The sequence below is a fragment of the Salibaculum griseiflavum genome, from assembly GCF_003129565.1.
GTDB classification, from domain to species: Bacteria; Pseudomonadota; Alphaproteobacteria; order Rhodobacterales; family Rhodobacteraceae; genus Salibaculum; species Salibaculum griseiflavum.
This window is the reverse complement of record NZ_QETF01000009.1, coordinates 77,885-102,640: the sequence shown is the minus strand read 5'-3', so window position 1 is coordinate 102,640 and position 24,756 is coordinate 77,885. Positions and strand designations below refer to the sequence as shown.

The following is a 24,756-nucleotide window of genomic DNA, read 5'->3' as shown; positions in this document are numbered from 1 at the left end:
CCCCGATGCAAGCCTCACCCGCGCACAACCTTCTGTGGGGAAATGACGTCGATGCCCAAGGCCTTGCCCACAGCATAATAGGTCAGTTGCCCCGCATGGACGTTCAGCCCGTTCAGAAGGTGTTCATCGTCTGCGCAGGCTTGCCGCCAGCCCTTGTCGGCCAGTGCCAGCATGAACGGCATGGTCGCATTGCCCAAAGCGATGGTCGAAGTGCGCGCCACGGCGCCGGGCATGTTGGCCACGCAATAATGCATGATCCCGTCGACCTCGTAGATCGGGTCGGCATGGGTGGTCGCCTTGGACGTTTCGAAACAGCCGCCCTGGTCGATGGCGACGTCAACCAGCACCGCGCCGGGCTTCATGGTCGACAGTTGCTCGCGGCTGATCAGCTTGGGCGCCGCGGCGCCGGGGATCAGAACGGCGCCGATCACCATGTCGGCCTCGGCCACCAGATCGGCGGTGTTGCCCTTGGAGGCATAAGCGGTCTTGAATTCACCACGCAACGTATCGTCGAGATAGCGCAGGCGGGGCAGGGACATATCCAGGACCGTTACATCCGCCCCCATGCCTGCCGCGACGCGGGCGGCCTGGGTGCCAACGACGCCACCACCGATAACCACGACTTTCGCTGGCCCGACGCCGGGCACACCGCCCATCAGCACCCCGCGCCCGCCATTGGCCTTTTGCAGGGTCCAGCTGCCGACCTGCGGCGCCAGCTTGCCGGCCACCTCGGACATCGGTGCCAGAAGGGGCAGGCCGCCATTGCGGTCGGTCACCGTTTCATAGGCGATGGCGGTGCAGCCGCTTTCCAGCAGGTCATGGGTCTGGTCCGGGTCCGGGGCAAGATGCAGGTAGGTGAACAGCAGCTGGCCTTCGCGCAGCATCTTGCGTTCGCCCGCCTGGGGTTCCTTGACCTTCACGATCATGTCGGCGCTGGCGAAAATCTCTTCGGCCGTGTCGACGGTGCGGGCCCCGGCCGCGTGGTAGTCCTCGTCGGTGAAGCCTGCGCCAAGGCCGGCACCGGCCTGCACGGTCACTTCATGGCCATGTGAAACAGCCTCACGCGCCGCGTTGGGGGTGAGCCCGACGCGAAACTCCTGTGGTTTGATCTCGGTTGGGCATCCGATGAGCATGTTGCTTCCTCCTGTTCTGTCATCGCAGGATCGCGCTCTTTTTGTGCAATTGCTTGGAATATTCTCTGATCTTTGGCAAAAAGGTATCGAGAATTTTGCGCAATTTATGGAATCGACGGGAAAACATACCTCATGCAATTGGATGATACTGATCGACGCCTGCTCAACGCGCTACAACGGCGCGGGAGGTTGTCCAATGCTGAATTGTCCGAGGCGGTCAATCTGTCGCCTTCGGCCTGTCACCGCCGCGTTCAGCGCCTGGAAAAGGATGGCTATATTAGCGGATATGTGGCGCTTGTAGACCCGCGCAAGGTCAATCGCCGTACAATCGTCTACGTGGAAATCACCCTATCGGCACAGGCTGATGAGGTTCTCGATGCCTTCGAAAAGGCGGTGGCCCGGGTGCCCGAGGTTCTGGAGTGCCACCTCATGGCGGGGGCGGCGGATTACCTTCTCAAGGTCGTGGCAGAGGATGCCGAGGATTTCGCCCGCCTGCATCGCCGGGCCTTGGCCAGCCTGCCCGGGGTCCAGGGCATGCAATCCTCGTTTGCTCTGCGCACGGTTCGCCAGACCACTGCCCTGCCGATCTGAGATGTCGGAGGCGGACCATATCCATCCGGTGCGCGACACGATCGAGCGCCTGGAAAACCTTGGCAACGAGGACACGATTACGCTCGGCATGATGATCGAAGCGTTCGGTCCGACGTCTTTCGTTCCGGCGCTCATGGTGCCTGCGATCCTTGTTGTGTCGCCCCTGTCGGGCATTCCATTGTTTTCGACGATCTGCGGCCTCTCGATTGCACTGATCGCGTTGCAGATGGTCTTTGCCCGTCGCTTCGTCTGGCTGCCGCGGGTGCTGCTCAAGCGCCGGGTGCACCGGGCGCGGCTGCAATCGGCGCTGCGCCGCATGCACGGGCTGGCCGACCGGCTTGATCGGATAGCACGGGATCGTTTCCGGGTGCTGGTCTATCCGCCGGGCAACCGCCTGCCACAGGCCATGTGCGTGGTCTCGGGCGGGTCCATGCCGCTGCTGGAGCTGGTGCCGTTCTCGTCGTCGATCCTCGGCATGGCGGTGCTGAGTTGTTCGGTCGCCTTTATCGCGCGAGACGGCCTTTTCGTATTCCTCGGGGCGGGCTTCATGGCGTTGGGTGCCCTGATCCCGGCTTATGTGCTGACGACGATCGGAAGCTGAGGCCCAGAAACGACAAACCCCCGGGGCCGGGCCACGGGGGTCGTCAATTCTTCTCGTCGTAAGGCCGGCGGCTGCTTAAAGCAGACCTTCGCGCTGGGCCTTCTTGCGAGCGAGCTTGCGCTGACGGCGAATCGCCTCGGCCTTCTCGCGTGCTTTCTTCTCGGACGGCTTCTCGAAGTGCTGACGCAGCTTCATTTCACGGAAGACGCCTTCGCGCTGAAGCTTTTTCTTCAGGGCACGGAGAGCCTGATCGACGTTGTTATCGCGTACGCTTACCTGCATGTGGTTGTCACCACCTTTCTAGAGTTCGTGTTGCAAGGATTTGCAGGAGGTGGCCGTATAGCAAAGGCCCCCTATCTTGTCTAGGGTGGACGAAACCAACAGGAGGTCCCAATGCACCATCCCGCGCCGGACGCCACTCAACGGAAACTGCTGGACGCGATCGGGCCCCATGTGGCCTTCGACGGCTGGTCGGAGGAGGCCTTTCGCGCCGCCTGCGAAGAGTCGGGGATCGCGCCCGATGAGGCCCGCCTGCATTGTCCTCGTGGTGCCATCGACCTGGCCATCCTGTTCCACCGCGAAGGCGATCAGCGCATGATCGAGATGCTGGACACGGCAGACCTGTCCGACATGCGATTTCGGGACAAGGTGGGCCATGCGATCCGCCTGCGCCTGCAAGCGTCCGGGGACAAGGAAGCGGTCCGTCGCGGGACCACCCTGTTCGCGCTGCCGCATATGGCGCCCGAGGGATCAGCCCTGATCTGGGGCACGGCGGATGCGATTTGGACCGCGCTGGGCGATACGTCGGACGATGCCAACTGGTACACGAAACGAGCGACCCTGTCGGCGGTCTACGGGGCGGTCGTGCTCTATTGGCTGGGCGATACAACGCCGGATCACTCCGCGACCGACGCCTTCATCGACCGCCGGATCGAAGACGTGATGCGCTTTGAAAAGTTCAAGTCGGCGGTCAATGACAACCCGCTGCTGAAGCCGTTCACCGTGCCCCTGGGCAAGCTCGCCGGTCAGATCAAGGCGCCCGGCCGGTCCCGCCCGGAGGATGTGCCGGGTCGCTGGACCCGGCCCTGACCTTGCACACCGCCGAGGCTGCGGTAAGTCTGGGGCCAACCGACAGGAGGCCCCATGCGCGTTATAGAAATCCATGAACCCGGCGGACCCGAGGTTCTGACCCCCGCCACCCGTGACCTGCCCCGACCCGGCCCGGGCGAGGTGCGGATCAAGGTTGCCTATGCCGGGGTGAACCGGCCCGACGCGCTGCAACGCGCAGGCCTCTACAACCCGCCGCCCGGCGCCTCCGACCTGCCGGGTCTGGAGGCCGCGGGCGAGGTCAGCGCTCTGGGCGAGGGGGTCGCGGAATGGCAGGTCGGTGACAAGGTCTGCGGCCTTCTGCCCGGTGGCGGCTATGCCGAAGAGGTGGTGACGCCCGCCGCACACTGCCTGCCCGTGCCGGCTGGGATGACCTTGAAGCAGGCGGCCTGCCTGCCCGAAACCTTCTTCACCGTCTGGTCCAACGTCTTTCAGCGCGGCGGACTTCAGGCAGGTGAGCGGTTTCTGGTTCATGGCGGGTCCTCGGGCATCGGCACCACGGCAATTCAGTTGGCGCATGTGATGGGCGCGCGTGTCTTTGCCACGGCCGGAACGGACGAAAAATGCGCGGCCTGTGTCGATCTGGGCGCGGAACGAGCCATCAACTACCGCAGCGAGGATTTCGTGGAGGTCCTGAAGGCCGAGGGCGGCGCGAACCTGATCCTTGACATGGTCGGCGGCGATTACCTGCCGCGCAACGTCAAGGCCTTGGCCGACGACGGGCGGCTGGTTCAGATCGCCTTTCTGCAGGGGCCAAAGGTCGAATTGAACTTTGCCCAGCTCATGATGCGGCGCCTGACCATCACCGGCAGCACGTTGCGCCCGCAATCCGACCATGCCAAGGCCGAGATCGCCCGTGCCCTGCGTGAGAAGGTCTGGCCCCTGCTGGAGGCCGGCCGTATCGCGCCGGTCATGGACCAGGAATTCCCGCTGGACCAGGCCGCCGCCGCCCATGCCCGCATGGAAAGCAGCGCCCATATTGGCAAGATCGTTCTCAGGATCTGATCCGGCTTGGGCCTTGCGACAGATCAAGGCGCCCCCCACGTGATCCCTTAGGCTTGAACAATGCAGCGAAGGAGGATCACATGTCCGGATCATTCGAAATTCTGTCCGGTTACCCGGACGACGTGCTGGCCGTTGCCGCCCACGGGCGGATCGACGGTGACAGCTACGACAAGACGCTTGAGCCCGCGCTGGAGGCGATGGTCGCGAAAGAAGGCAAGGCCAAGCTGTTCTATCTGCTGGGCGACGACTTCGAGGGCTTCACCGCCGGCGCTGCTTGGGACGACGCGCGTCTGGGCCTGCAACACCTGCATGATTTCGCCCGGATCGCCGTGGTCACGGATGTCGGCTGGATTCGCGGTGCGGTCAGCCTCTTCGGTCCGCTGGTCAAGGCGCCGGTCAAGGCCTTCCCGCTGGCCGAGAAGGACGCCGCCGCGGCTTGGATTGCCAGCAACGAACCGCCCGAGACGGGCTATAACGTGGATGCCAGCGGAAAGCTTTCGACGCCGCGTTCGTGACCCTTGGGGTCTAGCGGATCGGGTCGAACAACGCGTCCTCCAGCGTGCAATCGCGCACCACGTCCGCGCCGCAATCGCGGAATTCCAGGTCGCGCGTCAGGCAGATGCGAGCCTCTTGGATGCGACCCGACCGGCAGGTTATCGTGATCTGATCGGCGGACAGCGCCGGGTTGTCCCGCAGGAACGCCTCTTCGACCACGGCAGCGGGCAGCCGCACCGGGTTGTCCAGCTTGCGAAACACCTCGGGGCGGGTGATGCGGCCATAGGCCTCGGCCGACAGGTCGTAATAGGCGTCGGCAGGCAACCCCGAACAACGGCCATGCTTGTTCCATTGATGCCAGGCCGACCCGGCGGACCCGAACAGTCCGGCCTGCGCCGCCGTGTCGGACCGGGTCGGGTTGCGGTGGTCGGTGCGGCAATAATCCGGCCAGCCCCGGTCGTATTGCGGCCAGAGCCCATGCAGCACCCAGCCGAACCCAGCCGATGGATCGCATTGCGGCGACTCGCGCGCATCGCCCTCTATTGCACACCAGTTGGGCGACCAGCTGAGCGCCAGGAGGAAATAGTCGAAATCGCCGGCCACGTTCTCGGCGCGCAGAGGGGTGGCAAGAAGCAGCAAAACAGTGAACAGGCGTCGCATTTCGGGCTTTCCATGTAGCGTCGGCGCGACTATATAGCCCGAGAGTTCCCCGACAACGAGAACCTGATCCGCAACCCGGGTCGCCCCATCCAGGGCAGGGGAAAGATGTATTCGCTAAGGAGCCGAGAACATGGGTGACAAACCGATCATGGCCAAGGCCACCGCCGTCTGGCTGGTGGACAACACGACGATCAGCTTCAAGCAGATCGCGGATTTCGTCGGCTTGCACGAGCTGGAAGTGCAGGGCATCGCCGATGGCGACGTGGCTGCGGGCGTCAAGGGCTTCGATCCGATCGCCAACAACCAGCTGACCCAGGACGAGATCGACGCGGCCGAGAAGAACCCGCTGCACAAGCTCAAGCTCAAGTACAACGCCGCCGCCGTGGGCGAGGAAAAGCGCCGCGGCCCGCGCTACACGCCGCTGTCCAAGCGGCAGGACCGCCCGAATTCGATCCTCTGGTTGGTCAAGTTCCACCCCGAGCTGAGCGATGGCCAGATCTCCAAGCTGGTGGGCACCACCAAGCCGACGATCCAGTCGATCCGCGAGCGCACACACTGGAACATCTCGAACATGGAGCCGATCGACCCGGTCGCGCTGGGCCTGTGCAAGCAGACCGAGCTGGATGCCGCCGTTCAGAAGGCCAACGCCAAGCGCGCCAAGGACGGCGAGGTCATGTCGGACGACGAGCGTCGCAAGCTGGTCTCGACCGAACAGAGCCTGTCATCCGACCCCGAGCCTCGGATGCCCACGGCCATCGAGGGACTGGAGACATTCACGCTGTCCGAGGATGACAGCGCGGACGACAAGGGCGACGACGTGCCCGACGCGGACAGCTTCTTCAACCTGCCCGAAGACAACGGCGAAGACGACGAAGATTGATCCCTTCCCCATTCGACAACCAAGCCCCCGGCCCGCGAGGACCGGGGGTTTTTCTTTGGGGAATGATTGGGGCAAGGGGAAGGTGGGCGCAAAAGCAGACGTTCGCTGCGGTGGCAAAAGGACTTCTCTGGAACAGCCAAAGCGTACAAACCCAACCTAACGACTATGCGACAGCGGCCTTGAATCCGAACTGCCAGCATGGCCCGCAACGATGATCGTTCATCAAAGTTTCAGATTTCTGTTGGGCATGTGTTGCACTGGTCCTTGATGCAGACGCGGCATGTGTCGGCGGTGCCGCTTCGTGGTGCCAAGCACTCCTCGTCTTGCTGCCGGGTTTGTCCAGGTGCCCGTCGACCCAATGCTCCCGCCGATTCACGAGATCGGCATATCCCGGATCAACGGAAGGAACAGGAATGCCCCGTATCAAACTTGCTGGCGTTGCCGCTGCACTGGCAATGAGCGCGCCGGCCTATGCGCAGACCGAAATTGAACTCTGGCACGCCATGGGCGGCGCCCTTGGCGAGACCGTCAACCAGATCGCAGAGGACTTCAACGCTTCTCAGGACGATGTTGTTCTGACACCCGTCTTCAAAGGCACGTATGAAGAGACCCTGACCGCAGGCATCGCGGCTTTCCGCGCTGGTGAACAGCCGAACATCATTCAGGTATTCGACGCCGGCGCCGCCACCGTGATCGGTGCCGAAGGCGCAACGATCCCGGTGCAGGATCTGCTGGCTGACAACGGCGTTGCCTTCGATATCGAAGACTATATTTCCGGCGTGCGCTACTTCTATGCCGACAGTGATGGCAAGATGATCGGTATGCCGTTCAACTCTTCTTCGCCCATCATGTACTATAATGTGGATGCGCTCGAGGCCGCGGGTGTGACGCCACCGGCGACCTGGGAAGAATTCCAGGAAACGACCGCGCCGGCCCTGGCAGAGGCGGGCTACATCCCGCTTGCGCAGTCCCACCTGCCGTGGATCTTCACCGAGAACTTTATGTCTCGTCACAATCTGCCGTTTGCGACCAACAACAACGGCTATGATGGTTTGGATACGCAGATCCTTGTGAACAACGACGCGATCAAGGCGCATTTCACGGCCGTGACCGAATGGCAGGAGCGCGGCTATTTTGAATGGTATGGCACCGGCTGGGGTGACAACCAGACCCCCTTTGAAGAAGGTAAGGTGGCTATCTGGCTGGGCTCGTCCGGCTCTTTCGGCGGCCTGGCTCAGAAAGACCTGGGCTTCGATTTTTCCGCCACCTACCTGCCCTATTGGGAAGCCGTGACAACGGAGCCCAAGCAGACCTTCATCGGCGGCGCAGCTCTTTTCGCCATGTCTGGCAAGTCCGACGAAGAAAACGCCGCAACGGCAAAGTTCTTCGATTATCTGGCCTCTACCGAGACCCAGGTCTTCTGGCACAAGGAAACGGGCTACGTTCCGATCACCGAAGCCGCCTATGCAGCCGCCAAGGCAGAAGGCTACTACGAAGAGCAGCCCGCCGCTGAAGTCGGCATCCAGCAGCTGTCTCTGGACGCGGGTGACAACACTCGCGGCTACCGCATGGGCTTCTACGTGCAAATCCGTGACGTGATGAACCGCGAATACGGCCGCATCCTGACCGGCGAAACTTCGGTCGATGACGCCTTCGCTACCATCGAAGAAGAAGCCAACCAGTTGCTGGCCCGTTTCGCCCAGACCCAGGGCTGACGCCCAACCTCTCAAACATTCCGGGCGGCCGCAGCCTTGCGGCCGCTCACGACCATGCCAAGGGACACTCATGAAGCGCGCCGGATTCGATACCCTATCGCTGCCTGTTCTGCTGCTCTTGCCGCAGCTCGTGATCATCGCCGTGTTTTTCTACTGGCCGACCATCGTGGCGCTGCAGTCGTCCTTCTACCTGCAAGACCCGTTCGGGTTCGGTTCGACCTTCGTCGGCTTGCAGAACTACGCCGACCTGTTCTCAAGCCGCGAGTACCGCAAGATCGCTTGGTTCACGGTAACCTTCTCGATTCTCGTAACCTTTTTTTCGCTGGCGATCGCACTCGTGCTGGCCGTGAAGGCTGACAAGGTTCTGCGCGGGGCCAAGACCTACCGCACGCTCTTGATGTGGGTCTATGCCGTCGCGCCGCCGGTGGCGGGCTTCATCGCTGTGATCATGTTCAACCAGAGCTGGGGGCCGTTGACCGAATTCTTTGGCTTGTTCGGCCATACCTACATGGTCGGCGTCAATTTCAACGACACCGCCTTTGCGATGATCCTCGCCTCGGTCTGGAAGCAGGTGCCTGTCAATTTCATCTTCTTCCTGTCCGGGCTTCAGTCGATCCCCCGTTCGGTGCGCGAGGCAGCCATGATCGACAACCGCAGCGCCACCAGCCGTTTCTGGGATGTGACCTTCCCGTTGCTCGCACCGACAGGGTTCTTTCTGTTGATCATCAACATCACCTACTCCCTGTTCGACACGTTCGGCATCGTCGACACCGTCGTGAAGGGCGAGCCGGGTAACAACCCGATGACCTTGGTCTACAAGGTCTATGTCGACGGGTTTCGAGGCAACGACCTCGGCGGGTCTTCGGCGCAATCGGTGATCCTGATGGTGCTCGTCCTGGCTCTCACCATCTTCCAGTTCCGCCTGATCGAGCGGCGCATTCATTACACTTGAGGGGGGACAACATGCGCAAGGTCAAACTCTCGGCCGTGATCGACCACGGTGTCCTGATCCTTGGCAGTCTTTTCATGATGCTGCCATTGCTCATGCTTTTGCAGATGACGACGATCCCGGACACCGAGATCATCCGTACCGGCCCATCCCTGACCGTCGGCGATCAGTTTGACGACAACTTCAACAAGGCCATGTTCGAGGCGTCAGGTTTTTCCGGCGAGAACACGGGCCTGTCGATGCTGAAGAACAGCTTCATCCTCGGGATCGGGTTTGCCGTCGGCAAGATCGTGATCGGCATGATGGCCGCCTACGCGATTGTCTATTTCCGCCTGCGGTTCGCGACTTTTGCCTTCTGGCTCATTTTCACAACGCTTCTCTTGCCGCTCGAAGTGCGCATCCTGCCCTCGTATGAGGTCGTCCAATGGCTGGGTATGCTGAACACATATCAGGGCTTGATCATCCCGCTTATTGCTTCGGCCACGGCGACATTCTTCTTCCGGCAATTCTTCCGCTCCGTACCGGAAGAACTGGTCGAGGCCGCGCGGATCGACGGTGCAGGCCCGGTCAAATTCTTCATCGACATTCTGGTGCCGCTCAGCCGCACGATGATCGCGGCGATGTTCATCATCATGTTCGTCTATGGCTGGAACCAATACCTCTGGCCCACGATGATCACCACGGACGAGGACATGTACACGCTTGTGCGCGGAATCAAGCAGATCGTGCAGGTCCTCGAAGGGGCCGTCGTTCCGGAATTCGGTCGTTCAAATGTTCTGGCACTGATCGCGGTCATTCCCCCGGTCCTCGTGGTGGTGTTTTTCCAAAGCTGGTTCGTCAAGGGCCTCACGGAATCCGACAAGTAACCGTCCTCGGGCCGCGAAGCGGCAGGACACAAGAAGGCAAGGAAATGGCACAGGTTACCTTCGACACAATCGGCAAAACATACCCCAACGGGTTTGAGGCACTCAAACCGACAAGCTTCGGCATCGAGCCGGGCGAGTTCGCCGTCCTCGTGGGCCCCTCGGGGTGCGGCAAATCCACGTTGCTGCGTATGGTCGCGGGGCTGGAAGAGATCACCTCGGGCGAGCTGTCCATTGCCGGGCGCGTCGTCAACGATGTGGACCCGGCAGACCGGGACATCGCAATGGTGTTCCAGAACTACGCGCTCTATCCGCACATGACCGTGCGCAGGAATATAGGTTACGGGCTCAAGAACCGCGGTACCTCCAAACAAGAGATCGCGGCCAAGGTCGACGAGGCCGCCAGCCTTCTGAACCTGCGCGATTACCTGGATCGCAAGCCCAGCCAATTGTCCGGAGGCCAGCGCCAACGGGTGGCCATGGGCCGTGCAATCGTTCGCGACCCGGCCCTGTTCCTGTTCGACGAACCGCTTTCGAACCTGGATGCCAAGTTGCGCAACCAGATGCGGATCGAGATCAAGGCACTGCAACGGCGCCTTGGCGTGACCTCGATCTATGTGACCCATGACCAGGTCGAGGCGATGACCATGGCCGACAGGATCATCGTCATGAATGAAGGCCGCATCGAGCAAATCGGCACGCCATCCGAAGTCTATCACAGCCCTGCTACGGAATTCGTCGCGTCCTTCATGGGTGCGCCGCCGATGAACCTCATGCCGGCCGAGCTGGATGGCGGGCAGGTCCGTCTGTTCGGGGCCACGATCGGAGAAACCACACATACCGGCGATGTCCGGGCGGGCGTCAGACCAGAGGATTTTCTCCCCGACCCTGAGGGCACGTTGATGATGAACGTTGAGATCATCGAAGAGCTGGGCGCGCATCGCCTGTTGCACGGCACCTTGGGCGATACGTCTGTCACTGTGCAGGTCAATAACGAGAACGGCGCAGGGGTCGGTCCGATCAAGCTTTCAATCAAGCCAGGCGCGGCGTGTCTTTTCGACCGTAAATCAGGTCAAAGGCTATGACCGGGCTGCTGCGGGAACTGCCACTCGTCAACGCCTCTCAGCGGGACGCAATTCTTAGGGCCCCGCGCACAAGCGCAGCGCACCGGACCCTGCTTCGGTCCTTACCGGCAATGAACGCCCTTCAGGCGGGCGGTCAGACGACACTGGATGTTCTGCCCGCCGAGACGACCGTAGTTGCATGGAACCTCGAACGCTGCCTTTTCCCCGGCGCAAGCGCCGCGCATCTGCACCCCGTCGCGCCCCATGTCGTTCTGCTGTCGGAAATGGATCATGGAATGGCCCGGACCGCGCAGCGCCACACCACCGAGGAGATGGCAGCCGCGCTCGGCATGTCATATGTTTTCGGCGTCGAATTCTACGAGATGGATTTGGGCGGCGAGACGGAACGCACATTTTGCGAGGACGACTTCAACGCGCGCGGTTGGCACGGCAATGCGGTGCTTTCGGCGGTGCCGATACAAGATGCAGTCCTGATCCGGCTTGACGACCATGGTCACTGGTTCTCCGCCGAGACGGGCGCCGATCCCGGCCAGCCGCGCGTTGGGGGCCGCAATGCAATTGCCGCAATCCTTCCCGGCGCCACAGGGCCACTCTGCTTCGTTTCGACACATCTGGAAAGCAACGCGGACGGCGTGCATCGGGCCGGGCAGTTCGACCGGCTGATGGACGCGGTGGACACTTTCGCGCCAAATCTTCCGATCGTCATTGGTGGCGATCTGAATACCGGCAACCACATGCCCCCTCACTACGATTGGCAAGAAGAACCGCTTTTCGCGCGGGCAGAGGCACGGGGCTATGACTGGTCAGCAAACGTAGATGGCTTCACCACCCGTCCAAGCCTGATCACGAACCACCCTGCTCGACAAATGAAACTGGACTGGATTTGCGTCAGGGGCGCAACGCCGTCAGCCCCGGGCATTTTATCGTCGCTTGGTACATCCGGGCACCCCCTGTCAGACCATGATGCGGTTCACGTGAATATTACGGCGTAACCCGGGATTGGCACTGTTCAAACCGCGGATGGCTGCCAGGCGACTTCGACTATGAGGTCGGGCCGGTCTGGATTTCATGGTCTCAGCGACTGATGGAGAAGCAGGCTGCGGTCCCCAAGAAACCCCGAATGAGCCGCAAAGCTAGCTTATGGCCAGAGCCGCCTTCTTGCCCCAATTTCATTGAGAGTCCGAAATGTCCTGCAATGTGTGAATTCGATGCCATCAAGGGTGGCGCAGTTGCGGCGAATGTCGGGAGTGTAAAATCCGCCGGCCGCATCGCGGGGCCGGCCCGAGTGTCCGCTCCGGGCCGAAAGGTTCCGCTTCCAAGTTTTCCATCTCGATGCCCCGGTTCGCCCCACCACACGACCTACGGAATATCCGAGGCCGTTCAGAATTGTTTCCGGGCGTTCAGGGCGGCGGTGATGGTGCCGTCGTCGAGGTAGTCCAGCTCTCCGCCCACGGGGACGCCCTGAGCCAGGGACGTGACCGAGACGCCGGCAAGTTCATCGGCGATGTAATGGGCCGTGGTCTGGCCGTCGACGGTGGCGCCGAGGGCCAGGATGACCTCGGTTACACCTTCGGAGGCGACGCGTGATTTCAGCTTTGGAATACGCAGGTCCTCGGGCCCGATATCGTCCAGCGCGGACAGCGTGCCGCCCAGCACGTGATAGCGCCCCTTGAACACGGCCGCGCGTTCCATCGCCCAGAGGTCGGCCACATCCTCGACCACGCAGATCTGGCCGTTGGCGCGTTTCTCGCTGTTGCAGATATCGCAGATATCCGCGGTGCCGACATTGCCGCAATTGAGGCATTCACGCGCCGTCGTTCCGACCCGAGCCATGGCCTCGGCCAGCGGGGTGAGCAACGGACCGCGCTTCTTGATCAGGTGCAGAACGGCGCGCCGGGCCGAGCGCGGCCCAAGGCCGGGCAGGCGGGCCATCAGGTCGATCAGGTCCTCGATATCGCTTGTGGCTTTGGTCAAGACAATCTCCTGCGGGGAACGCTGCCGAAAAGCCTTTGGCGCTTCCACTTGATCCCGCCGGGCCAGGTCGCTGTGTGCACTGGCCTAGAACGGCAGCTTCATCCCGGCGGGCAGGCCCAGCTCTTCCTGGATCTTCTGCATCTCTTCGGCGGCGCGATCGCTGGCGCGCGACTGGGCGTCCTTGATCGCGGCAAGGATCAGGTCCTCGACCACTTCCTTGTCATCGCCATTGAAGATCGAGGGGTCGATGTCCAGGCCCTTGAGTTCGCCCTTGGCGGTCGCGGTGGCCTTGACGAGGCCGGCGCCGCTCTCGCCCGTCACCATCATGTTGTGCATGTCCTCCTGAAGCTGCTCCATTTTCTGCTGCAGCTCCTGGGCCGATTTCATCATCTTGGCCATGTCGCCCATCTGGCCCAGTCCCTTGAACATTCCCGTATCTCCTGTCGAATGCGTGTCTCGTGTTGTCAGATATGGCCGCAGCGGCGCGGCCTCAAGCCCGGATCAGTCTTCCTCGAACGGGTCCCATTCGTCCTCGACCTCCGGCAGGGCCTCCAGTTCGGCCTCGACCTCCAGCGCCTTCGGGGTGCGGATGTCCGTGATCCGGGCCTTTGGAAACTGCGTCAGCACTGCCTTGACCAGCGGGTGTTCGGCGGCCTGTTCGCGCAAGGCGGCTTCTTCGGCGTCGCGGTCTTCGGCAATGGTCTTGCCACCGCCCGAGCCGACGACGGTAATGGCCCAACGATTGCCGGTCCAGGCCTGCAAGCGGCTGCCCAGTTTCGCGGCCAGGTCACGCGGGGCGTCATCGGTGGGCTGGAACTCGATCCGGCCCGGTTGGTATGCCACAAGGCGCACGCAGCTTTCCACGTCGACCAGAAGTTTCACGTCGCGGTGGCTGCGGATCAGCTCGACCACATGCTCGAAGCTGGGATAGTGGGCCAGCGCGGCCTCGGTCGCAACGGCCCGAACGGCGCTGCCCTGGTGGGCGGACGGGCCGGAGGGGCCGGGATGGGTGGGGGCCGTTGCCCCGCCGCGCGCCTCGGTTGCTGCCGGGGGCGCAGCCCGCGGTGCATCGCCACTGCCACCGCCCGGGCCGGGTGGCGGCGGGGTGTCCTGCAACTTGCGCACAAGATCCTCGGGCGTCGGCAGGTCCGCCACATGGGTCAGCCGGATCACCGCCATCTCCGCCGCCATCATGCCGTTGGGGGCATGGGCCACCTCTTCCAGCGCCTTGAGCAGCATCTGCCAGAGCCGGGTCAGCACCCGCATCGGCAGCGCCTCGGCCATGGCCAGGCCGCGGGCGCGTTCATCAGGGCCGACGGTGGGGTCCTCGGCGGCCTCGGGCGTGACCTTGATGATGCTGACCCAGTGCGCAATCTCGGCCAGGTCGCGCAGGATCGCCATCGGGTCCGCCCCGTCCGCATATTGCGCCGACAATTCCGTCAGAGCGGCGGCGGCCTCGCCTTTCAGGACCATGTCGAACAGGTCCAGCACCCGGCCCCGGTCGGCAAGGCCCAGCATGGCGCGCACCTGGTCTGCGGTGGTTTCGCCTGCGCCATGGGAAATCGCCTGATCCAGAAGCGAGGTTGCATCCCGTGCCGATCCCTCGGCGGCGCGGGTGATAAGGGCCAGTGCATCGTCGGTGATTTCCGCGCCTTCCGCATCTGCGATGCGGCGCAGCAGGGCGATCTGGTCCTCGGGTTCGATGCGGCGCAGGTCAAAGCGCTGGCACCGCGACAGGACGGTGACGGGCACCTTGCGGATTTCCGTGGTCGCGAAGATGAACTTCACATGGGCGGGGGGTTCCTCCAGCGTCTTGAGCAACGCGTTGAACGCGCTGGTCGAGAGCATGTGAACCTCGTCGATGATGTAGATCTTGTAGCGCGCGGAGGCGGCCCGGTAGTGGACGCTTTCGATGATCTCGCGGATGTCCCCCACGCCGGTGCGGCTGGCCGCGTCCATTTCCATGACGTCGACATGGCGGCCTTCCATGATCGCCACGCAATGTTCGCATTGCCCGCAAGGGTCGGTGGTGGGGCCGCCTGTGCCGTCCACGCCGGTGCAATTCATCCCCTTTGCGATGATCCGGGCGGTGGTGGTCTTCCCGGTGCCGCGAATGCCGGTCATGATGAAGGCCTGCGCGATCCGGTCGGCGGCAAAGGCATTCTTGAGCGTGCGCACCATGGCGTCCTGCCCAACGAGATCGGCGAAGGTCTCGGGGCGGTATTTGCGGGCAAGCACCTGGTAGGCGGGTTGGTCGGTCATGGCGGCCTTGGGATTCGGGTGGTCGGCACAGGTTAAGCGGGGCCGGGGACGAGGTCCACCGCGACGAGGTAGATTGCCATCGGGGATGCATTTGACCAATCTGGGGGTCTGAAACGGTGGGGCCATGTCCGAATTCGTCATTTATGAACTGCCGCTTCTGGCGGGGACGCTGGCGCTGTCGCCCATCCCTGGCCGGACGCGGCATTATGGCACCGACCGCGACAGGTTGCTGGCCTGGGGGCCTGCCATGGTCATCACCATGACCACCCAGGCCGAGTTGGACCGCAAGGGATCCGGTGGCCTGGGCGGGGATCTGGCCGCGTATGGAATCGCATGGCGACATCTGCCGGTCGAGGATTTCGGCGCGCCGGGGCCCGAGGTCGAAGCCGCCTGGCCTGAAACATCGGCAACCGCACGCGCGATGCTGGCCGAAGGTCGCCGGGTGCTGGTCCATTGCTTTGGCGGTTGCGGTCGGTCGGGCATGGCCTGCCTGCGCCTGATGGTCGAGGCGGGCGAGCCGCCCGGATCGGCCTTGACGCGGCTGCGGGCGGTGCGCCCCTGTGCCGTGGAGACCGACGCGCAACTGGCCTGGGCTAGTCTTCCCCGCGCTTGAGCCGCGCCCGTGCCTTTCCCTCGCGGTAAAGCTTGTTGAGCTGCTTGCCGCGGGCACGAGATTGCGCGACCGTTTCGCTGTTGTGGCGGTTCTCGGCCTCCAGCTTGCGCCAGCGGGACAGGCGGGCGGGATCGAGCGTGCCGTCCGCGATGGCCGCGCGTACGGCGCAGCCCGGTTCGCTCTCGTGGGCACAATCCCGGAACTTGCAGCCCGCTGCGATCTCCAGGATGTCCGAAAACACCTCTTCGATCCCTTCCTCTGCCTCCAGCAGGCGCAATTCGCGCATGCCCGGCGTGTCGATCAGCCAGCCGCCATGCAGGGTCGGGCGCAGGGCGCGGCCCGTGGTGGTATGGCGGCCCTTGGCGTCGTCATCGCGGATGTCACGGGTTGCCTCATCGGTGCCGGTCAGGTGGTTCTGCAGTGTGGTCTTGCCAACCCCGGACGATCCCACCAGCGCCAGTGTCTGCCCGTCCGAACACCAGGGCGCGAGCTTTGTGGCCTCATCGGGGTCCTTGGCGTTGACGACCAAGACCGGAAGAGCCGGCGACAGCGCCTGCGCGCGCTGGGCAAAATCATCGGCGTCTTCCACCTGGTCCGCCTTGGTCAGCACAAGCAGCGGAAGGCAGCCGGACATGCCCGCCAGGGCCAGGTAACGTTCCAGCCGCGCGATGTTGAAATCCTCGTTGCAGCTGCTGACGATCGCCAGCGTGTCCACGTTGGCCGCGATCAGTTGCGGGCGCGCCTCGTGGCCCGCAGCGCGGCGGGTGATCTCGGTGGCGCGCTCCAGCGGGGCCGAGGCCATGTGCCCATCGGCCAGCACCCAGTCGCCGACCGCGTATTCACTGGTCAGAACGGAGGGATTCAGAGAGACCGGGCCGTCCTCGGACAGCCCGTCGAGCCGGGTCCGGTGAATGGCGCTCAGGCGCACGGGTTTCGCGGTGGCGATGGTGTCCGCGTCAAGTTGACGGACGAAATGCTGGGTCCATCCCAGCGATTTAAGAGAATACGTGGTCAAGGCTTCGGCCCCTTGCATGCATGTGAACCATGCCACCCGTGCGGGTGGCGGTTACGGCAGCCGGGGCCTGAAATGTTCAGAGATGCCCCGCGCGGAGGGTGAAGCGCACAATCATGATCATCCTCCTTGCATCGGGGCCGGTCGGGCCTGTTTCATCCGGGTCGCGTCTGGACAATCTAAGCGCAACCCATAAGCGCGACGGCGCGATAGGTGAGAGGCTGGACAACGACCCAAGCGGGGCTCGTTACGGCTGCTTCCTTCCGGACCTGACCGGGTTGGCGAGGCGCTTGCCCGCGCCAACCTCTCGCGCCGGCATATACGCTTGCGCGGCGTCTCTTTCAAGGGGCGGCTAGCGTACCAGCCCGTCCGGGCAGAAGAGTTTCGTGAAGGCGGCGTAGCAGGTGGCGCTGCGCCCGAAACCGCGCACATCGACACGGGCGTAGAGGCGTCGATCGTCATAGGTTATGTCGATGGCCCGAACGAGGACATCGGCGCAGGCGGCCACATCGGCCCTGCAGCCCGCAACCAGTAGGGCAAGAGCAGGGTCCGACACATCGTCGAACGCGCCCTGTTCGATGCTGTCCTTCACAATGGCCCGCGCCTTGCCTCGGATCTCGGCTTCGGTCGGGCGGGTCAGGAAAGCCGCAAGCCCTCCGAGCACGATGATGACAAGCAGCAAACGGAACATTGCATCTCCGGGTCTGGTTCTCGTCCCGTTTGATCAGCCTGGGGCCGTGCCGTCCAGTTCTATCTCGCAGAGAAGGAACCCCTGGTCATCATGCTTCAAGGCGCGCAGGCCGGGGCGGGGCAGGCTGGACGCCGCAGGCGCGGCGGTGGTGAATGTGGCGCTGGCCCCCGGGATTGCCGCGAACCCCCAGTTCGGGGTGACGTGCAGCGTCAATGGAGAGTTCTCCGAGAAATATGCTGCGATGATCTGGCTTGCGGTCGCGGTGCTTTCGAACAGAAGGGGCGCGCGGGCTGGCTCGTCGAAATAACCTCCCCCGCCGAGACGGTAGGAATTGGTGGCCAGCACGAAACGCTGATCGTCCGCCACCGGTCGGCCGGCATGCCGCAGATTGCGCAGGCGGCAGGCCTTCGGTGCGATGCAGTTGCCGAATGGGCTGAACCGCGCGGGCTGCGAAAGATCGAACTGGTAGTCTATCCCCGCGAATACATCGTAGAAGTAACTCGGGAAACGCGTGTCGAGCAGTGACTGCTTGCGACGGCCTGGTTCGATCCGCGCAAACACCGACGCCGAGCGCTCGAGCCAATTGCGCAATTGCCTGCCGGTGATCTCGATGGCGCAGATCCTGTTCGGATAGGGGTAGAGGTCCGCAGCATGGCGCAGGGCCAGGGGGCCGGGCGGAATATTGACGAAATCTCCGGACCCGCCCCGCCCGCCCGACTTGAACGGCGAGGCCGCTGACAGGATCGGACGGTCCGCATGATCGGTGCCGGCCAGCGCCTCGGCCAAGGTCCGCGCCTGAGCCGCGTTGACCAGTTGCATGGCCGCGTCCGGGACCACCCGGCTGAAGAAGGTGTTGATGGGAACCTCGCTTCGTCCGATGGGGCGCCGGATATGGGCCAGCGTCTTGCGGTGTGTCTGGTCGAGCAATTCGGCGATCTCACGGCTCGGCTCGAGGCCCTCGCGCGACAGGGTCTCGGCCACGGGAACGAGCCGGGTATCATGGCCGACGATTTCCCAGCGATTGCCGCGTGGGGCCAGCGCCAGGTCGATCAGGCCCAGATATGTCCCCTCCGCACCGGGGTTGACCGCTGGTTTTCCGTGGATCGTGCCGAAACGGGGGCAAATCCCCGGTGCGGTCGGGTGCGCCGGATCGGGAAAGGGCACATGCGTATGGCCCAGGACCAGGGCATCGAGCCCGTCCAGCCGCGCCAGCGCTGCGCCGACATTTTCGTCGCCGGTCGCATCCGCGGCTGTTTCGACACCGGTATGCGCCAATGCGATCACGATATCCGCCCCGGCCTCGCGCAGCTGGGGCACGACCCGACGGGCGGCGACGACCATGTCGGTGGTGGTGACCGCCTCGCCGACCTGGCGTGCATCCCATTGTGCGGTCTGAAACGGGGTCAGGCCAAGCAGGCCGATGCGCAGGTCGATGCCGTTTCCATCCCCCATATCAAAGCGGCGAGTCACGATCTTCGAACCTTCGGTGAGGACGCGCGCGCGCCCCGCGCCGTCCTTGCGAAAGGCGTTGGCGGCCAACAGCGGAAAGCGCGCCTGCTTCGCGGCGTCCAGCACATAGTCCAGCCCCCAATCAAACTCATGATTGCCGAGGCTGGCTGCGTCATATCCCATGGCGTTCATTGCCGAGATAATGGCGTTGTCGGTGGCGGGGTTCGCGCGCAACCTGTCGTGGACAACCTCGGCCAGCGGGGTGCCCTGCAGAAAATCTCCATTGTCGACCAGTAGACACGGCACGCCCGGCAGCCGGGCTTGCTCAATCAGCGTGGCCAGACCCGCCAGCCCGCTTTTCTCCGTTTCGTGGTCATGGAAATAGTCATGGGGCAGTAGGTTGCCGTGCACGTCGCTCGTCGCCATGATTCGAAGCCGGGCCTGATCGGAACCCGTCTTTGACGTGACACGAAAATTCAACCTTTTACACCCCTGCCCTTCACAACACACAACTTTAAGGTGTTGTTTTGCGAGAGCAAGTCAAATATCCGGATTGAATGCCACCGGTCCGCATGGCAACGACACTCCATGAAGCGCGCGGAAACGGTGACATTCGGGGGGTCCGGTCTGGATCGGGCGGCGCATTTGCGTGGCGACCACGATGCCATGCGGCGGCTGCGTGCGTCGCCCGGGGCGCGTTTCATCGCATTCTGGCAGGGTAAAGTTCTGATTTCCCGAGATAACGTGGTTCGGCTTCGGCCCGATCATGCCCTCGTCACGGCCTGTTCCAGGCCGGAAATCCCGCTGGGGTGCGAAGGTGAAGAGGCGGTTTTCGGGATCGACCTGTCCGACTGGGACCCAGTCGGAGATGGCGAGGCTTTGCCGGATGGCAGCTTTTTCGACAATTCGGTGCAGCGTCATCCCCTGGCCCCGGAATGTGACGGGTTCACAGACCTCAAGGCGTGCATGACACGCCTGTCCCCACGAGATGCCGAGCTGGCGGCGACTGGCCGCAGTCTATTCGCCTGGCATCTGTCCCACAGGTTCTGCGCCTGCTGCGGCCGGGAAAGCTGCATGGTGCAGGCCGGTTGGCAGCGGCTATGCCCCGACTGCGGCGCCCCGCATTTTCCGCGCACCGATCCGGTGGTGATCATGCTGGTGACCCGAGGCAACCGCACCTTGCTGGGTCGAGGCGTCGGCTGGCCCGAGGGCATGTTTTCCTGCCTGGCCGGGTTCATGGAGCCGGGTGAGACTGTCGAAGCCGCCGTGCGCCGCGAGGTGCTGGAGGAAACCGGTGTGCGTGTCGGCCGCGTGGACTACCTTGCCAGCCAACCTTGGGCGTTTCCCAGTTCGCTGATGATTGGGTGCCGCGCCGAGGCGCACAGCGATGCAATCACGCTGGACCCTGCGGAGCTGCAAGAGGCGCAGTGGGTCACGCGCGAAGAATTGGCTGCCGCCTTTGCCGGGGATCGTCCGGGTCTGCTGCCTGCACGCAGGGGGGCGATTGCGCAGTTTCTGCTGTCCAACTGGCTTGCGGACCGGCTGGATTGACGCGCATAGTGGGCGCGGCGGGCAAGAGACCCGTTTCGAGGCAAATGTAACAGGCAGAGACCCCATGGAATTTCGCGCGCGAGAGGATATCGAGGCCCCACTCGACCATGTCTTTCGGGAGATTTCGGACTTCCCGGCCTTCGAGCGTGCCATCATGCGGCGCGGTGGTGATGTGGCGGTGCTTCCCGGACCTGTGCCGCCCGAACGCGGCGCGCGCTGGGAGGTCCGGTTCAGATTTCGAGGCAAGGACCGCCGGATCGAGGCTATGCTGGACAAGTTGGATCCGGCGCAGGGCATGTCCATCGCCTTCGAGTCCCCCAATATCAAGGGAGACTGCGTCGTGGACCTGGTGCCCTTGTCGCCCAGCCGGACGCGGTTGAACATCGTGGTGTCCGTCAAGCCTGTATCGATCGCGGCCAAGCTGGTCGCGCAGTCCCTCAGGTTCGGAAAGCACCGGATGACCCGGCGGTTCAAGACGATGGTGACGACCTATGCCGAGGATGTCGAAGCGCGCTATCGGGCCACCGCCTGAGGCCGCGTTTCAGGCCCGCTCGTGTCGGCGCGGGGCTGCCGGGTAGACGCCCATCAGCTTGATGTGGTCGGTGAAATAATCCAGCTCTTCCATGGCCAACTGGACACTGCGATCATCGGGGTGGCCTTCGATCTCGGCATAGAACTGGGTGGCATGGAAATCGCCGCCGACCATGTAGCTTTCGAGCTTGGTCATGTTGACGCCATTTGTGGCGAAACCACCCATCGCCTTGTAGAGCGCCGCCGGGATGTTGCGGACGCGGAAGATGAAGCTGGTCATCATGCCGTGCTTGCCGCGCCGCTTGAAGTCGGGGTCGCGGGCCATGATCAGAAAGCGTGTCGTATTCCGTTCGTGATCCTCGATGTGGCGGGCGACCACGTCCAGCCCGTAGATGTCCGCCGCCAGTTCCGAGGCCAGCGCTCCGACCGACGGATCATCGCCCCTGGCGACATCGCGCGCCGCGCGGGCATTGTCCGAGCTGACTTTCGTCGCGATCCCGTTTTCCCGCAGGAAGCCGGCGCATTGCGGCAGGATAACCACATGCCCGAGGGCGGTTCGGACTTGCGACAGGCGCGTGCCCGGCAGGCCCAGCAGGTTGATATGAACCCGGATGAAAACCTCGTCCACGATATGCAACCCGCTTTCGGGCAGCAGGTGGTGGACATCGCCTACCCGGCCATAAATCGAGTTTTCGACGGCGATCATGCCCAGTTCCGCATCGCCCTTGCGCACGGACTCGATGGCATCCTCGAAGGTTGCGCAGGGCAGGGGTTCATGGTTCGGACGGGCCTCTTTGCAGGCCTGATGGCCATAGGCGCCGGGCTCCCCCTGGAAGGCGATGCGCTGGGTCATTGTCGGATAATCCCCCCAAAGGATCGTCGAATGGGCATTTCGTCGCGGTGCTACACCTTGAACAAACCATGTGGAAGCGGATACATGGCGTTTGAATCAGGAACCAGATGGAACGCGACATGTTCGACACAATGACAATGACCAAAGTCCTGGGCGCCTTTTGCGGCACGCTTCTGGTCTTCATGCTTGGCGGCTGGGCAGCTGAAACGATCTACCATGTGGGTGGGGATCACGGCTACGGAGATGGCCCGAAACAGGCCTACGTGATCGAGGTCGCGGACGAAGACGGTGCCGCTGAAGAGGTGGTCGAGGAAGAGGGCCCCGACTTCACCGAGGTCTTTGCCAGCGCCGACGCCGGTGCAGGCGAATCCCAGTGGCGTGCCTGCCGGGCCTGCCATGCGCTTGAACCGGGCCAGAACATGACCGGCCCGTCGCTTTATGGTGTCGTGGGCCGTGACGTCGGCTCGGTCGACGGGTTCAACTACTCCGGCAGCCTTTCGGCCGTGGCCGATGTCTGGACCCCGGAGAACCTGAATGCCTTCCTCGAGAATCCGCGCGGCTACGCACCGGGCACGTCGATGTCCTACAATGGTATGCGCAATATCGAAGACAGGGCGGACCTGATCGCCTACCTGGACAGCCTCGACAACTGATCGTCCGGCAATGCGTCGTATTGGGCCGCCCACTGGGCGGCCTTTTGCGTTTCGCCGGGCAATTCACGACGCTCTCACGCATTCTCAACTTGAAGGCTGGACGTTTCGCCCGTTAGCTTCATTTTCAGGAAAAATGTCGCAGGAGGATCGACCATGCGCCGCAGCCAAGACCGAAACGCGACCGCCCCGGTGGCGACAACCGTTCAAACCGCGCCCTACTGGACGGCTTGGGCGGGCGGTGCATTGTTGGCATTGGGCGCTGCCTTCGCGGCATGGGCGGAAACCGAGGAGACTGTGACGGTCAGCCATGGCTACACGAATTTCGGGGAACTCAAGTATCCCGCCGACATGGCCCATCTCGACTACGTCAACCCCGATGCCCCTAAGGGTGGCGAGATCAGCCAGTGGGCCCAGGGCACCTTCGACAGTTTCAACAACTACACCCGCGAGGGCGTTTCGGCGGCGTTGACGGCAATCATGTACGAGAGCATCCTGGTCAGCACCGCCGACGATCCCTACGGCGTCTATTGCTACCTTTGCGAGACGCTGGAATACCCCGAAAGCCGCGACTGGGTCATTTTCAACCTGCGTGACGATGTGACCTTTTCGGACGGACGCCCGATGACGGCCGAGGACGTGGCGTTCACCTTCAACCTCTTCATGGAACAAGGCATCGCCGAGTATCGCAACGTGGTCTCGGGCTTCGTCTCGGAAGTCGAAGTTCTGGATGATCACCGCATCAAGTTCACGTTCACCGAAGACGCACCGCGCCGCGACGTGATCAGCTTTGCGGGCGGCACGACCGTCTTTTCCAAGTCCTGGTTCGAAGAAACCGGCGCGCGCATCGACGAGAGCACCGACACACCGTTCCTTGGCACCGGCGCCTATGTGCTGGACAGCTACGAGACCAACCAGCGCCTGATCTACACCCGCGACCCGGACCATTGGGGGGCGGATCACCCGATGAATGTGGGTCAGAACAATTTCGACACGATCCGGGTGGAGTATTTCGCCGACAGCGCCGCGGCCTTCGAGGCCTTCAAGGTGGGCGAATACACGTTCCGGACCGAGAACTCGTCCAAGGAATGGGCGACGTCCTACGATTTCCCGGCAGTGGACAATGGCTGGGTGACCAAGACCGAACTTCCCGATGGATCCATCGGCTCCGCGCAGGCCTTCGTGTTCAACCTCGACGACCCGAAATGGCAAGATCCCCGCGTCCGCGAGGCGATCCGGCTGATGTTCAATTTCGAATGGTCGAACGAAACCCTGTTCTACGGACTCTATGCGCGGGTCGAATCCTTCTGGCAAAATTCCGACCTGCAAGCGCGGGGCACACCGTCTGAAGGCGAATTGGCGCTGTTGCAGCCTTTGGTCGATGAAGGGTTGCTGGATGCGTCGATCCTGACGGACGAGGCCGTTTTGCCACCGGAGTCGCGCCCCGAACGATCGACCGACAGGGGCAACCTGCGCCGGGCCTCGGCGCTTCTGGACGAGGCGGGGTGGACCGTCGGCGATCAAGGCATCCGCAGCAAGGACGGCCAGACCCTGTCACTGACCATCCTGCAGTTCTCGCCCGCCTTCGACCGGATCGTGAACCCCTATATCGAGAACCTGGCGCGTCTGGGTGTCGATGCGAAGCTGGAACGGGTGGATACGGCCCAGTATATCGACCGCCGCCGCACCGGCGATTTCGACATGGTCAACCACACCATGACCCAAGGGTTCGAACCGGGGATCGGACTGAAGCAATGGTTCCACAGCTCGACCGCGGATGACAGTTCGCGCAACCTGATGCGGCTGCGTGATCCGGCCATCGACCGCCTGATCGACCATGTCATCGAGGCACAGACGCTCGAGGACATGACCACCGCCAGCCATGCCCTCGACCGCGCCCTGCGCGCTTACGGCTTCTGGGTGCCGCAATGGTTCAAGGATGTGCACACGGTCGCCTATTACGACATGTATCGCCACCCCGAGACCCTGCCGCCCTTTGCGCTGGGCGAGCTGAGCTTCTGGTGGTATGACGCGGACCGGGCGGAAGACCTGCGCGAAGCAGGCGCCCTCTAAGAACAGGGAAGGG

26 protein-coding genes and 1 other RNA gene are annotated in these 24,756 nt (G+C 63.2%); 16 read left to right on the top strand and 11 right to left on the bottom strand.

Annotation, left to right across the window (positions count from 1 at the left end; genetic code table 11):
• Positions 1–14: 14 nt before the first annotated feature.
• Positions 15–1,133, bottom strand: a complete 1,119-nt coding sequence (ald, locus tag DFK10_RS09920; protein ID WP_109388872.1) for an alanine dehydrogenase — start codon at positions 1,131–1,133, stop codon at positions 15–17.
• Positions 1,134–1,265: 132 nt separating this feature from the next.
• Here ald and DFK10_RS09915 point away from each other — a divergent pair, with 132 nt between their 5' ends.
• Positions 1,266–1,724 carry an Lrp/AsnC family transcriptional regulator gene (locus DFK10_RS09915; protein WP_109388871.1) on the top strand — a complete coding sequence of 153 codons (459 nt, stop codon included), beginning with the start codon at positions 1,266–1,268 and terminating at the stop codon, positions 1,722–1,724.
• A gap of 1 nt (position 1,725) precedes the next feature.
• On the top strand, positions 1,726–2,325 hold the full coding sequence (locus DFK10_RS09910; RefSeq protein ID WP_109388870.1) for an exopolysaccharide biosynthesis protein: 600 nt from the start codon (positions 1,726–1,728) through the stop codon (positions 2,323–2,325).
• A 75-nt stretch (positions 2,326–2,400) separates the two neighbouring features.
• On the opposite strand, the gene rpsU is transcribed toward DFK10_RS09910, so the two are convergent.
• Positions 2,401–2,607, bottom strand: a complete 207-nt coding sequence (gene rpsU, locus DFK10_RS09905) for a 30S ribosomal protein S21 (protein WP_018302784.1) — start codon at positions 2,605–2,607, stop codon at positions 2,401–2,403.
• A gap of 111 nt (positions 2,608–2,718) precedes the next feature.
• Between rpsU and DFK10_RS09900 the strand changes: the two genes are divergently transcribed.
• From DFK10_RS09900 to DFK10_RS09890, 3 genes are all read left to right on the top strand, one after another.
• On the top strand, positions 2,719–3,414 hold the full coding sequence (locus tag DFK10_RS09900) for a COQ9 family protein (RefSeq protein WP_109388869.1): 696 nt from the start codon (positions 2,719–2,721) through the stop codon (positions 3,412–3,414).
• Positions 3,415–3,468: 54 nt separating this feature from the next.
• A complete protein-coding gene (locus DFK10_RS09895; RefSeq protein WP_109388868.1) occupies positions 3,469–4,437 on the top strand; it encodes an NAD(P)H-quinone oxidoreductase in 969 nt (322 codons plus the stop codon).
• An 80-nt stretch (positions 4,438–4,517) separates the two neighbouring features.
• Entirely contained in the window at positions 4,518–4,952 is a 435-nt protein-coding gene (locus DFK10_RS09890; protein WP_109388867.1) for a SpoIIAA family protein, read from the top strand.
• Between the two features lie 10 nt (positions 4,953–4,962).
• Here the strand turns inward: DFK10_RS09890 and DFK10_RS09885 are convergent, their stop codons facing one another.
• On the bottom strand, positions 4,963–5,592 hold the full coding sequence (locus DFK10_RS09885; protein ID WP_109388866.1) for a ribonuclease T2 family protein: 630 nt from the start codon (positions 5,590–5,592) through the stop codon (positions 4,963–4,965).
• A 130-nt stretch (positions 5,593–5,722) separates the two neighbouring features.
• Between DFK10_RS09885 and DFK10_RS09880 the strand changes: the two genes are divergently transcribed.
• From DFK10_RS09880 to DFK10_RS09855, 6 genes are all read left to right on the top strand, one after another.
• On the top strand, positions 5,723–6,472 hold the full coding sequence (locus tag DFK10_RS09880) for a DUF1013 domain-containing protein (protein ID WP_109388865.1): 750 nt from the start codon (positions 5,723–5,725) through the stop codon (positions 6,470–6,472).
• A 413-nt stretch (positions 6,473–6,885) separates the two neighbouring features.
• Entirely contained in the window at positions 6,886–8,187 is a 1,302-nt protein-coding gene (locus DFK10_RS09875) for an extracellular solute-binding protein (protein ID WP_109388864.1), read from the top strand.
• 70 nt (positions 8,188–8,257) lie between these two features.
• Complete coding sequence (locus DFK10_RS09870; RefSeq protein ID WP_109388863.1) at positions 8,258–9,139, top strand: ABC transporter permease subunit; 882 nt, start codon at positions 8,258–8,260, stop codon at positions 9,137–9,139.
• An 11-nt stretch (positions 9,140–9,150) separates the two neighbouring features.
• On the top strand, positions 9,151–10,002 hold the full coding sequence (locus tag DFK10_RS09865) for an ABC transporter permease subunit (protein ID WP_109388862.1): 852 nt from the start codon (positions 9,151–9,153) through the stop codon (positions 10,000–10,002).
• Positions 10,003–10,046: 44 nt separating this feature from the next.
• Positions 10,047–11,084, top strand: coding sequence for an ABC transporter ATP-binding protein (locus DFK10_RS09860; RefSeq protein ID WP_109388861.1), 1,038 nt, complete (start codon positions 10,047–10,049; stop codon positions 11,082–11,084).
• A gap of 110 nt (positions 11,085–11,194) precedes the next feature.
• Positions 11,195–12,076, top strand: coding sequence for an endonuclease/exonuclease/phosphatase family protein (locus DFK10_RS09855; RefSeq protein ID WP_328589366.1), 882 nt, complete (start codon positions 11,195–11,197; stop codon positions 12,074–12,076).
• A 388-nt stretch (positions 12,077–12,464) separates the two neighbouring features.
• Here the strand turns inward: DFK10_RS09855 and recR are convergent, their stop codons facing one another.
• The 3 genes from recR to DFK10_RS09840 form a co-directional block, all read right to left on the bottom strand.
• Complete coding sequence (gene recR, locus DFK10_RS09850) at positions 12,465–13,058, bottom strand: recombination mediator RecR (RefSeq protein ID WP_109388859.1); 594 nt, start codon at positions 13,056–13,058, stop codon at positions 12,465–12,467.
• Positions 13,059–13,142: 84 nt separating this feature from the next.
• Complete coding sequence (locus DFK10_RS09845) at positions 13,143–13,487, bottom strand: YbaB/EbfC family nucleoid-associated protein (protein ID WP_109388858.1); 345 nt, start codon at positions 13,485–13,487, stop codon at positions 13,143–13,145.
• A 72-nt stretch (positions 13,488–13,559) separates the two neighbouring features.
• Positions 13,560–15,320, bottom strand: a complete 1,761-nt coding sequence (locus DFK10_RS09840; protein ID WP_235866814.1) for a DNA polymerase III subunit gamma/tau — start codon at positions 15,318–15,320, stop codon at positions 13,560–13,562.
• A 124-nt stretch (positions 15,321–15,444) separates the two neighbouring features.
• On the opposite strand from DFK10_RS09840, the gene DFK10_RS09835 reads away from it, so the two are divergent.
• Entirely contained in the window at positions 15,445–15,933 is a 489-nt protein-coding gene (locus DFK10_RS09835) for a phosphatase domain-containing protein (protein ID WP_109388856.1), read from the top strand.
• Here DFK10_RS09835 and rsgA read toward each other — a convergent pair.
• The 4 genes from rsgA to DFK10_RS09815 all read right to left on the bottom strand — a co-directional run bounded on the left by rsgA (position 15,914) and on the right by DFK10_RS09815 (position 19,595).
• A complete protein-coding gene (rsgA, locus tag DFK10_RS09830) occupies positions 15,914–16,948 on the bottom strand; it encodes a ribosome small subunit-dependent GTPase A (RefSeq protein WP_235866813.1) in 1,035 nt (344 codons plus the stop codon). The genes DFK10_RS09835 and rsgA overlap by 20 nt on opposite strands.
• A gap of 209 nt (positions 16,949–17,157) precedes the next feature.
• An RNA gene (ffs, locus tag DFK10_RS09825) (signal recognition particle sRNA small type) lies at positions 17,158–17,254 on the bottom strand.
• 43 nt (positions 17,255–17,297) lie between these two features.
• Positions 17,298–17,636 (bottom strand): hypothetical protein, encoded by a 339-nt coding sequence (locus DFK10_RS09820; protein ID WP_109388854.1) that lies wholly within the window; start codon positions 17,634–17,636, stop codon positions 17,298–17,300.
• Between the two features lie 33 nt (positions 17,637–17,669).
• Positions 17,670–19,595 carry a bifunctional 2',3'-cyclic-nucleotide 2'-phosphodiesterase/3'-nucleotidase gene (locus tag DFK10_RS09815; RefSeq protein WP_268952224.1) on the bottom strand — a complete coding sequence of 642 codons (1,926 nt, stop codon included), beginning with the start codon at positions 19,593–19,595 and terminating at the stop codon, positions 17,670–17,672.
• Between the two features lie 78 nt (positions 19,596–19,673).
• On the opposite strand from DFK10_RS09815, the gene nudC reads away from it, so the two are divergent.
• Together nudC and DFK10_RS09805 are read left to right on the top strand one after the other, a co-directional pair.
• Positions 19,674–20,636 (top strand): NAD(+) diphosphatase, encoded by a 963-nt coding sequence (nudC, locus tag DFK10_RS09810; RefSeq protein ID WP_109388852.1) that lies wholly within the window; start codon positions 19,674–19,676, stop codon positions 20,634–20,636.
• Positions 20,637–20,700: 64 nt separating this feature from the next.
• Positions 20,701–21,168: an SRPBCC family protein gene (locus DFK10_RS09805; protein ID WP_109388851.1), complete on the top strand. Its 468-nt coding sequence runs from the start codon at positions 20,701–20,703 to the stop codon at positions 21,166–21,168.
• 9 nt (positions 21,169–21,177) lie between these two features.
• Here the strand turns inward: DFK10_RS09805 and DFK10_RS09800 are convergent, their stop codons facing one another.
• Entirely contained in the window at positions 21,178–22,020 is an 843-nt protein-coding gene (locus DFK10_RS09800; RefSeq protein ID WP_109388850.1) for a prephenate dehydratase, read from the bottom strand.
• A gap of 119 nt (positions 22,021–22,139) precedes the next feature.
• On the opposite strand from DFK10_RS09800, the gene DFK10_RS09795 reads away from it, so the two are divergent.
• On the top strand, positions 22,140–22,673 hold the full coding sequence (locus DFK10_RS09795) for a c-type cytochrome (RefSeq protein ID WP_109388901.1): 534 nt from the start codon (positions 22,140–22,142) through the stop codon (positions 22,671–22,673).
• 153 nt (positions 22,674–22,826) lie between these two features.
• Positions 22,827–24,743 carry an extracellular solute-binding protein gene (locus DFK10_RS09790; RefSeq protein WP_109388849.1) on the top strand — a complete coding sequence of 639 codons (1,917 nt, stop codon included), beginning with the start codon at positions 22,827–22,829 and terminating at the stop codon, positions 24,741–24,743.
• Positions 24,744–24,756: the final 13 nt, after the last annotated feature.

Excerpts from the sequence above, each read along its gene's own strand:
- DFK10_RS09890 (WP_109388867.1), top strand. The coding sequence starts at position 4,518 with ATGTCCGGATCATTCGAAATTCTGTCCGGTTACCCGGACGACGTGCTG.
- DFK10_RS09895 (WP_109388868.1), top strand. The coding sequence starts at position 3,469 with ATGCGCGTTATAGAAATCCATGAACCCGGCGGACCCGAGGTTCTGACC.
- DFK10_RS09805 (WP_109388851.1), top strand. The coding sequence starts at position 20,701 with ATGGAATTTCGCGCGCGAGAGGATATCGAGGCCCCACTCGACCATGTC.
- DFK10_RS09915 (WP_109388871.1), top strand. The coding sequence starts at position 1,266 with ATGCAATTGGATGATACTGATCGACGCCTGCTCAACGCGCTACAACGG.
- DFK10_RS09845 (WP_109388858.1), bottom strand. The coding sequence starts at position 13,487 with ATGTTCAAGGGACTGGGCCAGATGGGCGACATGGCCAAGATGATGAAA.
- rpsU (WP_018302784.1), bottom strand. The coding sequence starts at position 2,607 with ATGCAGGTAAGCGTACGCGATAACAACGTCGATCAGGCTCTCCGTGCC.
- DFK10_RS09900 (WP_109388869.1), top strand. The coding sequence starts at position 2,719 with ATGCACCATCCCGCGCCGGACGCCACTCAACGGAAACTGCTGGACGCG.
- DFK10_RS09795 (WP_109388901.1), top strand. The coding sequence starts at position 22,140 with ATGTTCGACACAATGACAATGACCAAAGTCCTGGGCGCCTTTTGCGGC.
- ald (WP_109388872.1), bottom strand. The coding sequence starts at position 1,133 with ATGCTCATCGGATGCCCAACCGAGATCAAACCACAGGAGTTTCGCGTC.
- DFK10_RS09885 (WP_109388866.1), bottom strand. The coding sequence starts at position 5,592 with ATGCGACGCCTGTTCACTGTTTTGCTGCTTCTTGCCACCCCTCTGCGC.
- DFK10_RS09840 (WP_235866814.1), bottom strand. The coding sequence starts at position 15,320 with ATGACCGACCAACCCGCCTACCAGGTGCTTGCCCGCAAATACCGCCCC.
- DFK10_RS09880 (WP_109388865.1), top strand. The coding sequence starts at position 5,723 with ATGGGTGACAAACCGATCATGGCCAAGGCCACCGCCGTCTGGCTGGTG.
- nudC (WP_109388852.1), top strand. The coding sequence starts at position 19,674 with ATGAAGCGCGCGGAAACGGTGACATTCGGGGGGTCCGGTCTGGATCGG.
- DFK10_RS09865 (WP_109388862.1), top strand. The coding sequence starts at position 9,151 with ATGCGCAAGGTCAAACTCTCGGCCGTGATCGACCACGGTGTCCTGATC.
- DFK10_RS09875 (WP_109388864.1), top strand. The coding sequence starts at position 6,886 with ATGCCCCGTATCAAACTTGCTGGCGTTGCCGCTGCACTGGCAATGAGC.
- DFK10_RS09820 (WP_109388854.1), bottom strand. The coding sequence starts at position 17,636 with ATGTTCCGTTTGCTGCTTGTCATCATCGTGCTCGGAGGGCTTGCGGCT.
- DFK10_RS09800 (WP_109388850.1), bottom strand. The coding sequence starts at position 22,020 with ATGACCCAGCGCATCGCCTTCCAGGGGGAGCCCGGCGCCTATGGCCAT.
- DFK10_RS09860 (WP_109388861.1), top strand. The coding sequence starts at position 10,047 with ATGGCACAGGTTACCTTCGACACAATCGGCAAAACATACCCCAACGGG.
- DFK10_RS09835 (WP_109388856.1), top strand. The coding sequence starts at position 15,445 with ATGTCCGAATTCGTCATTTATGAACTGCCGCTTCTGGCGGGGACGCTG.
- DFK10_RS09855 (WP_328589366.1), top strand. The coding sequence starts at position 11,195 with ATGAACGCCCTTCAGGCGGGCGGTCAGACGACACTGGATGTTCTGCCC.
- DFK10_RS09910 (WP_109388870.1), top strand. The coding sequence starts at position 1,726 with ATGTCGGAGGCGGACCATATCCATCCGGTGCGCGACACGATCGAGCGC.
- DFK10_RS09870 (WP_109388863.1), top strand. The coding sequence starts at position 8,258 with ATGAAGCGCGCCGGATTCGATACCCTATCGCTGCCTGTTCTGCTGCTC.
- DFK10_RS09790 (WP_109388849.1), top strand. The coding sequence starts at position 22,827 with ATGCGCCGCAGCCAAGACCGAAACGCGACCGCCCCGGTGGCGACAACC.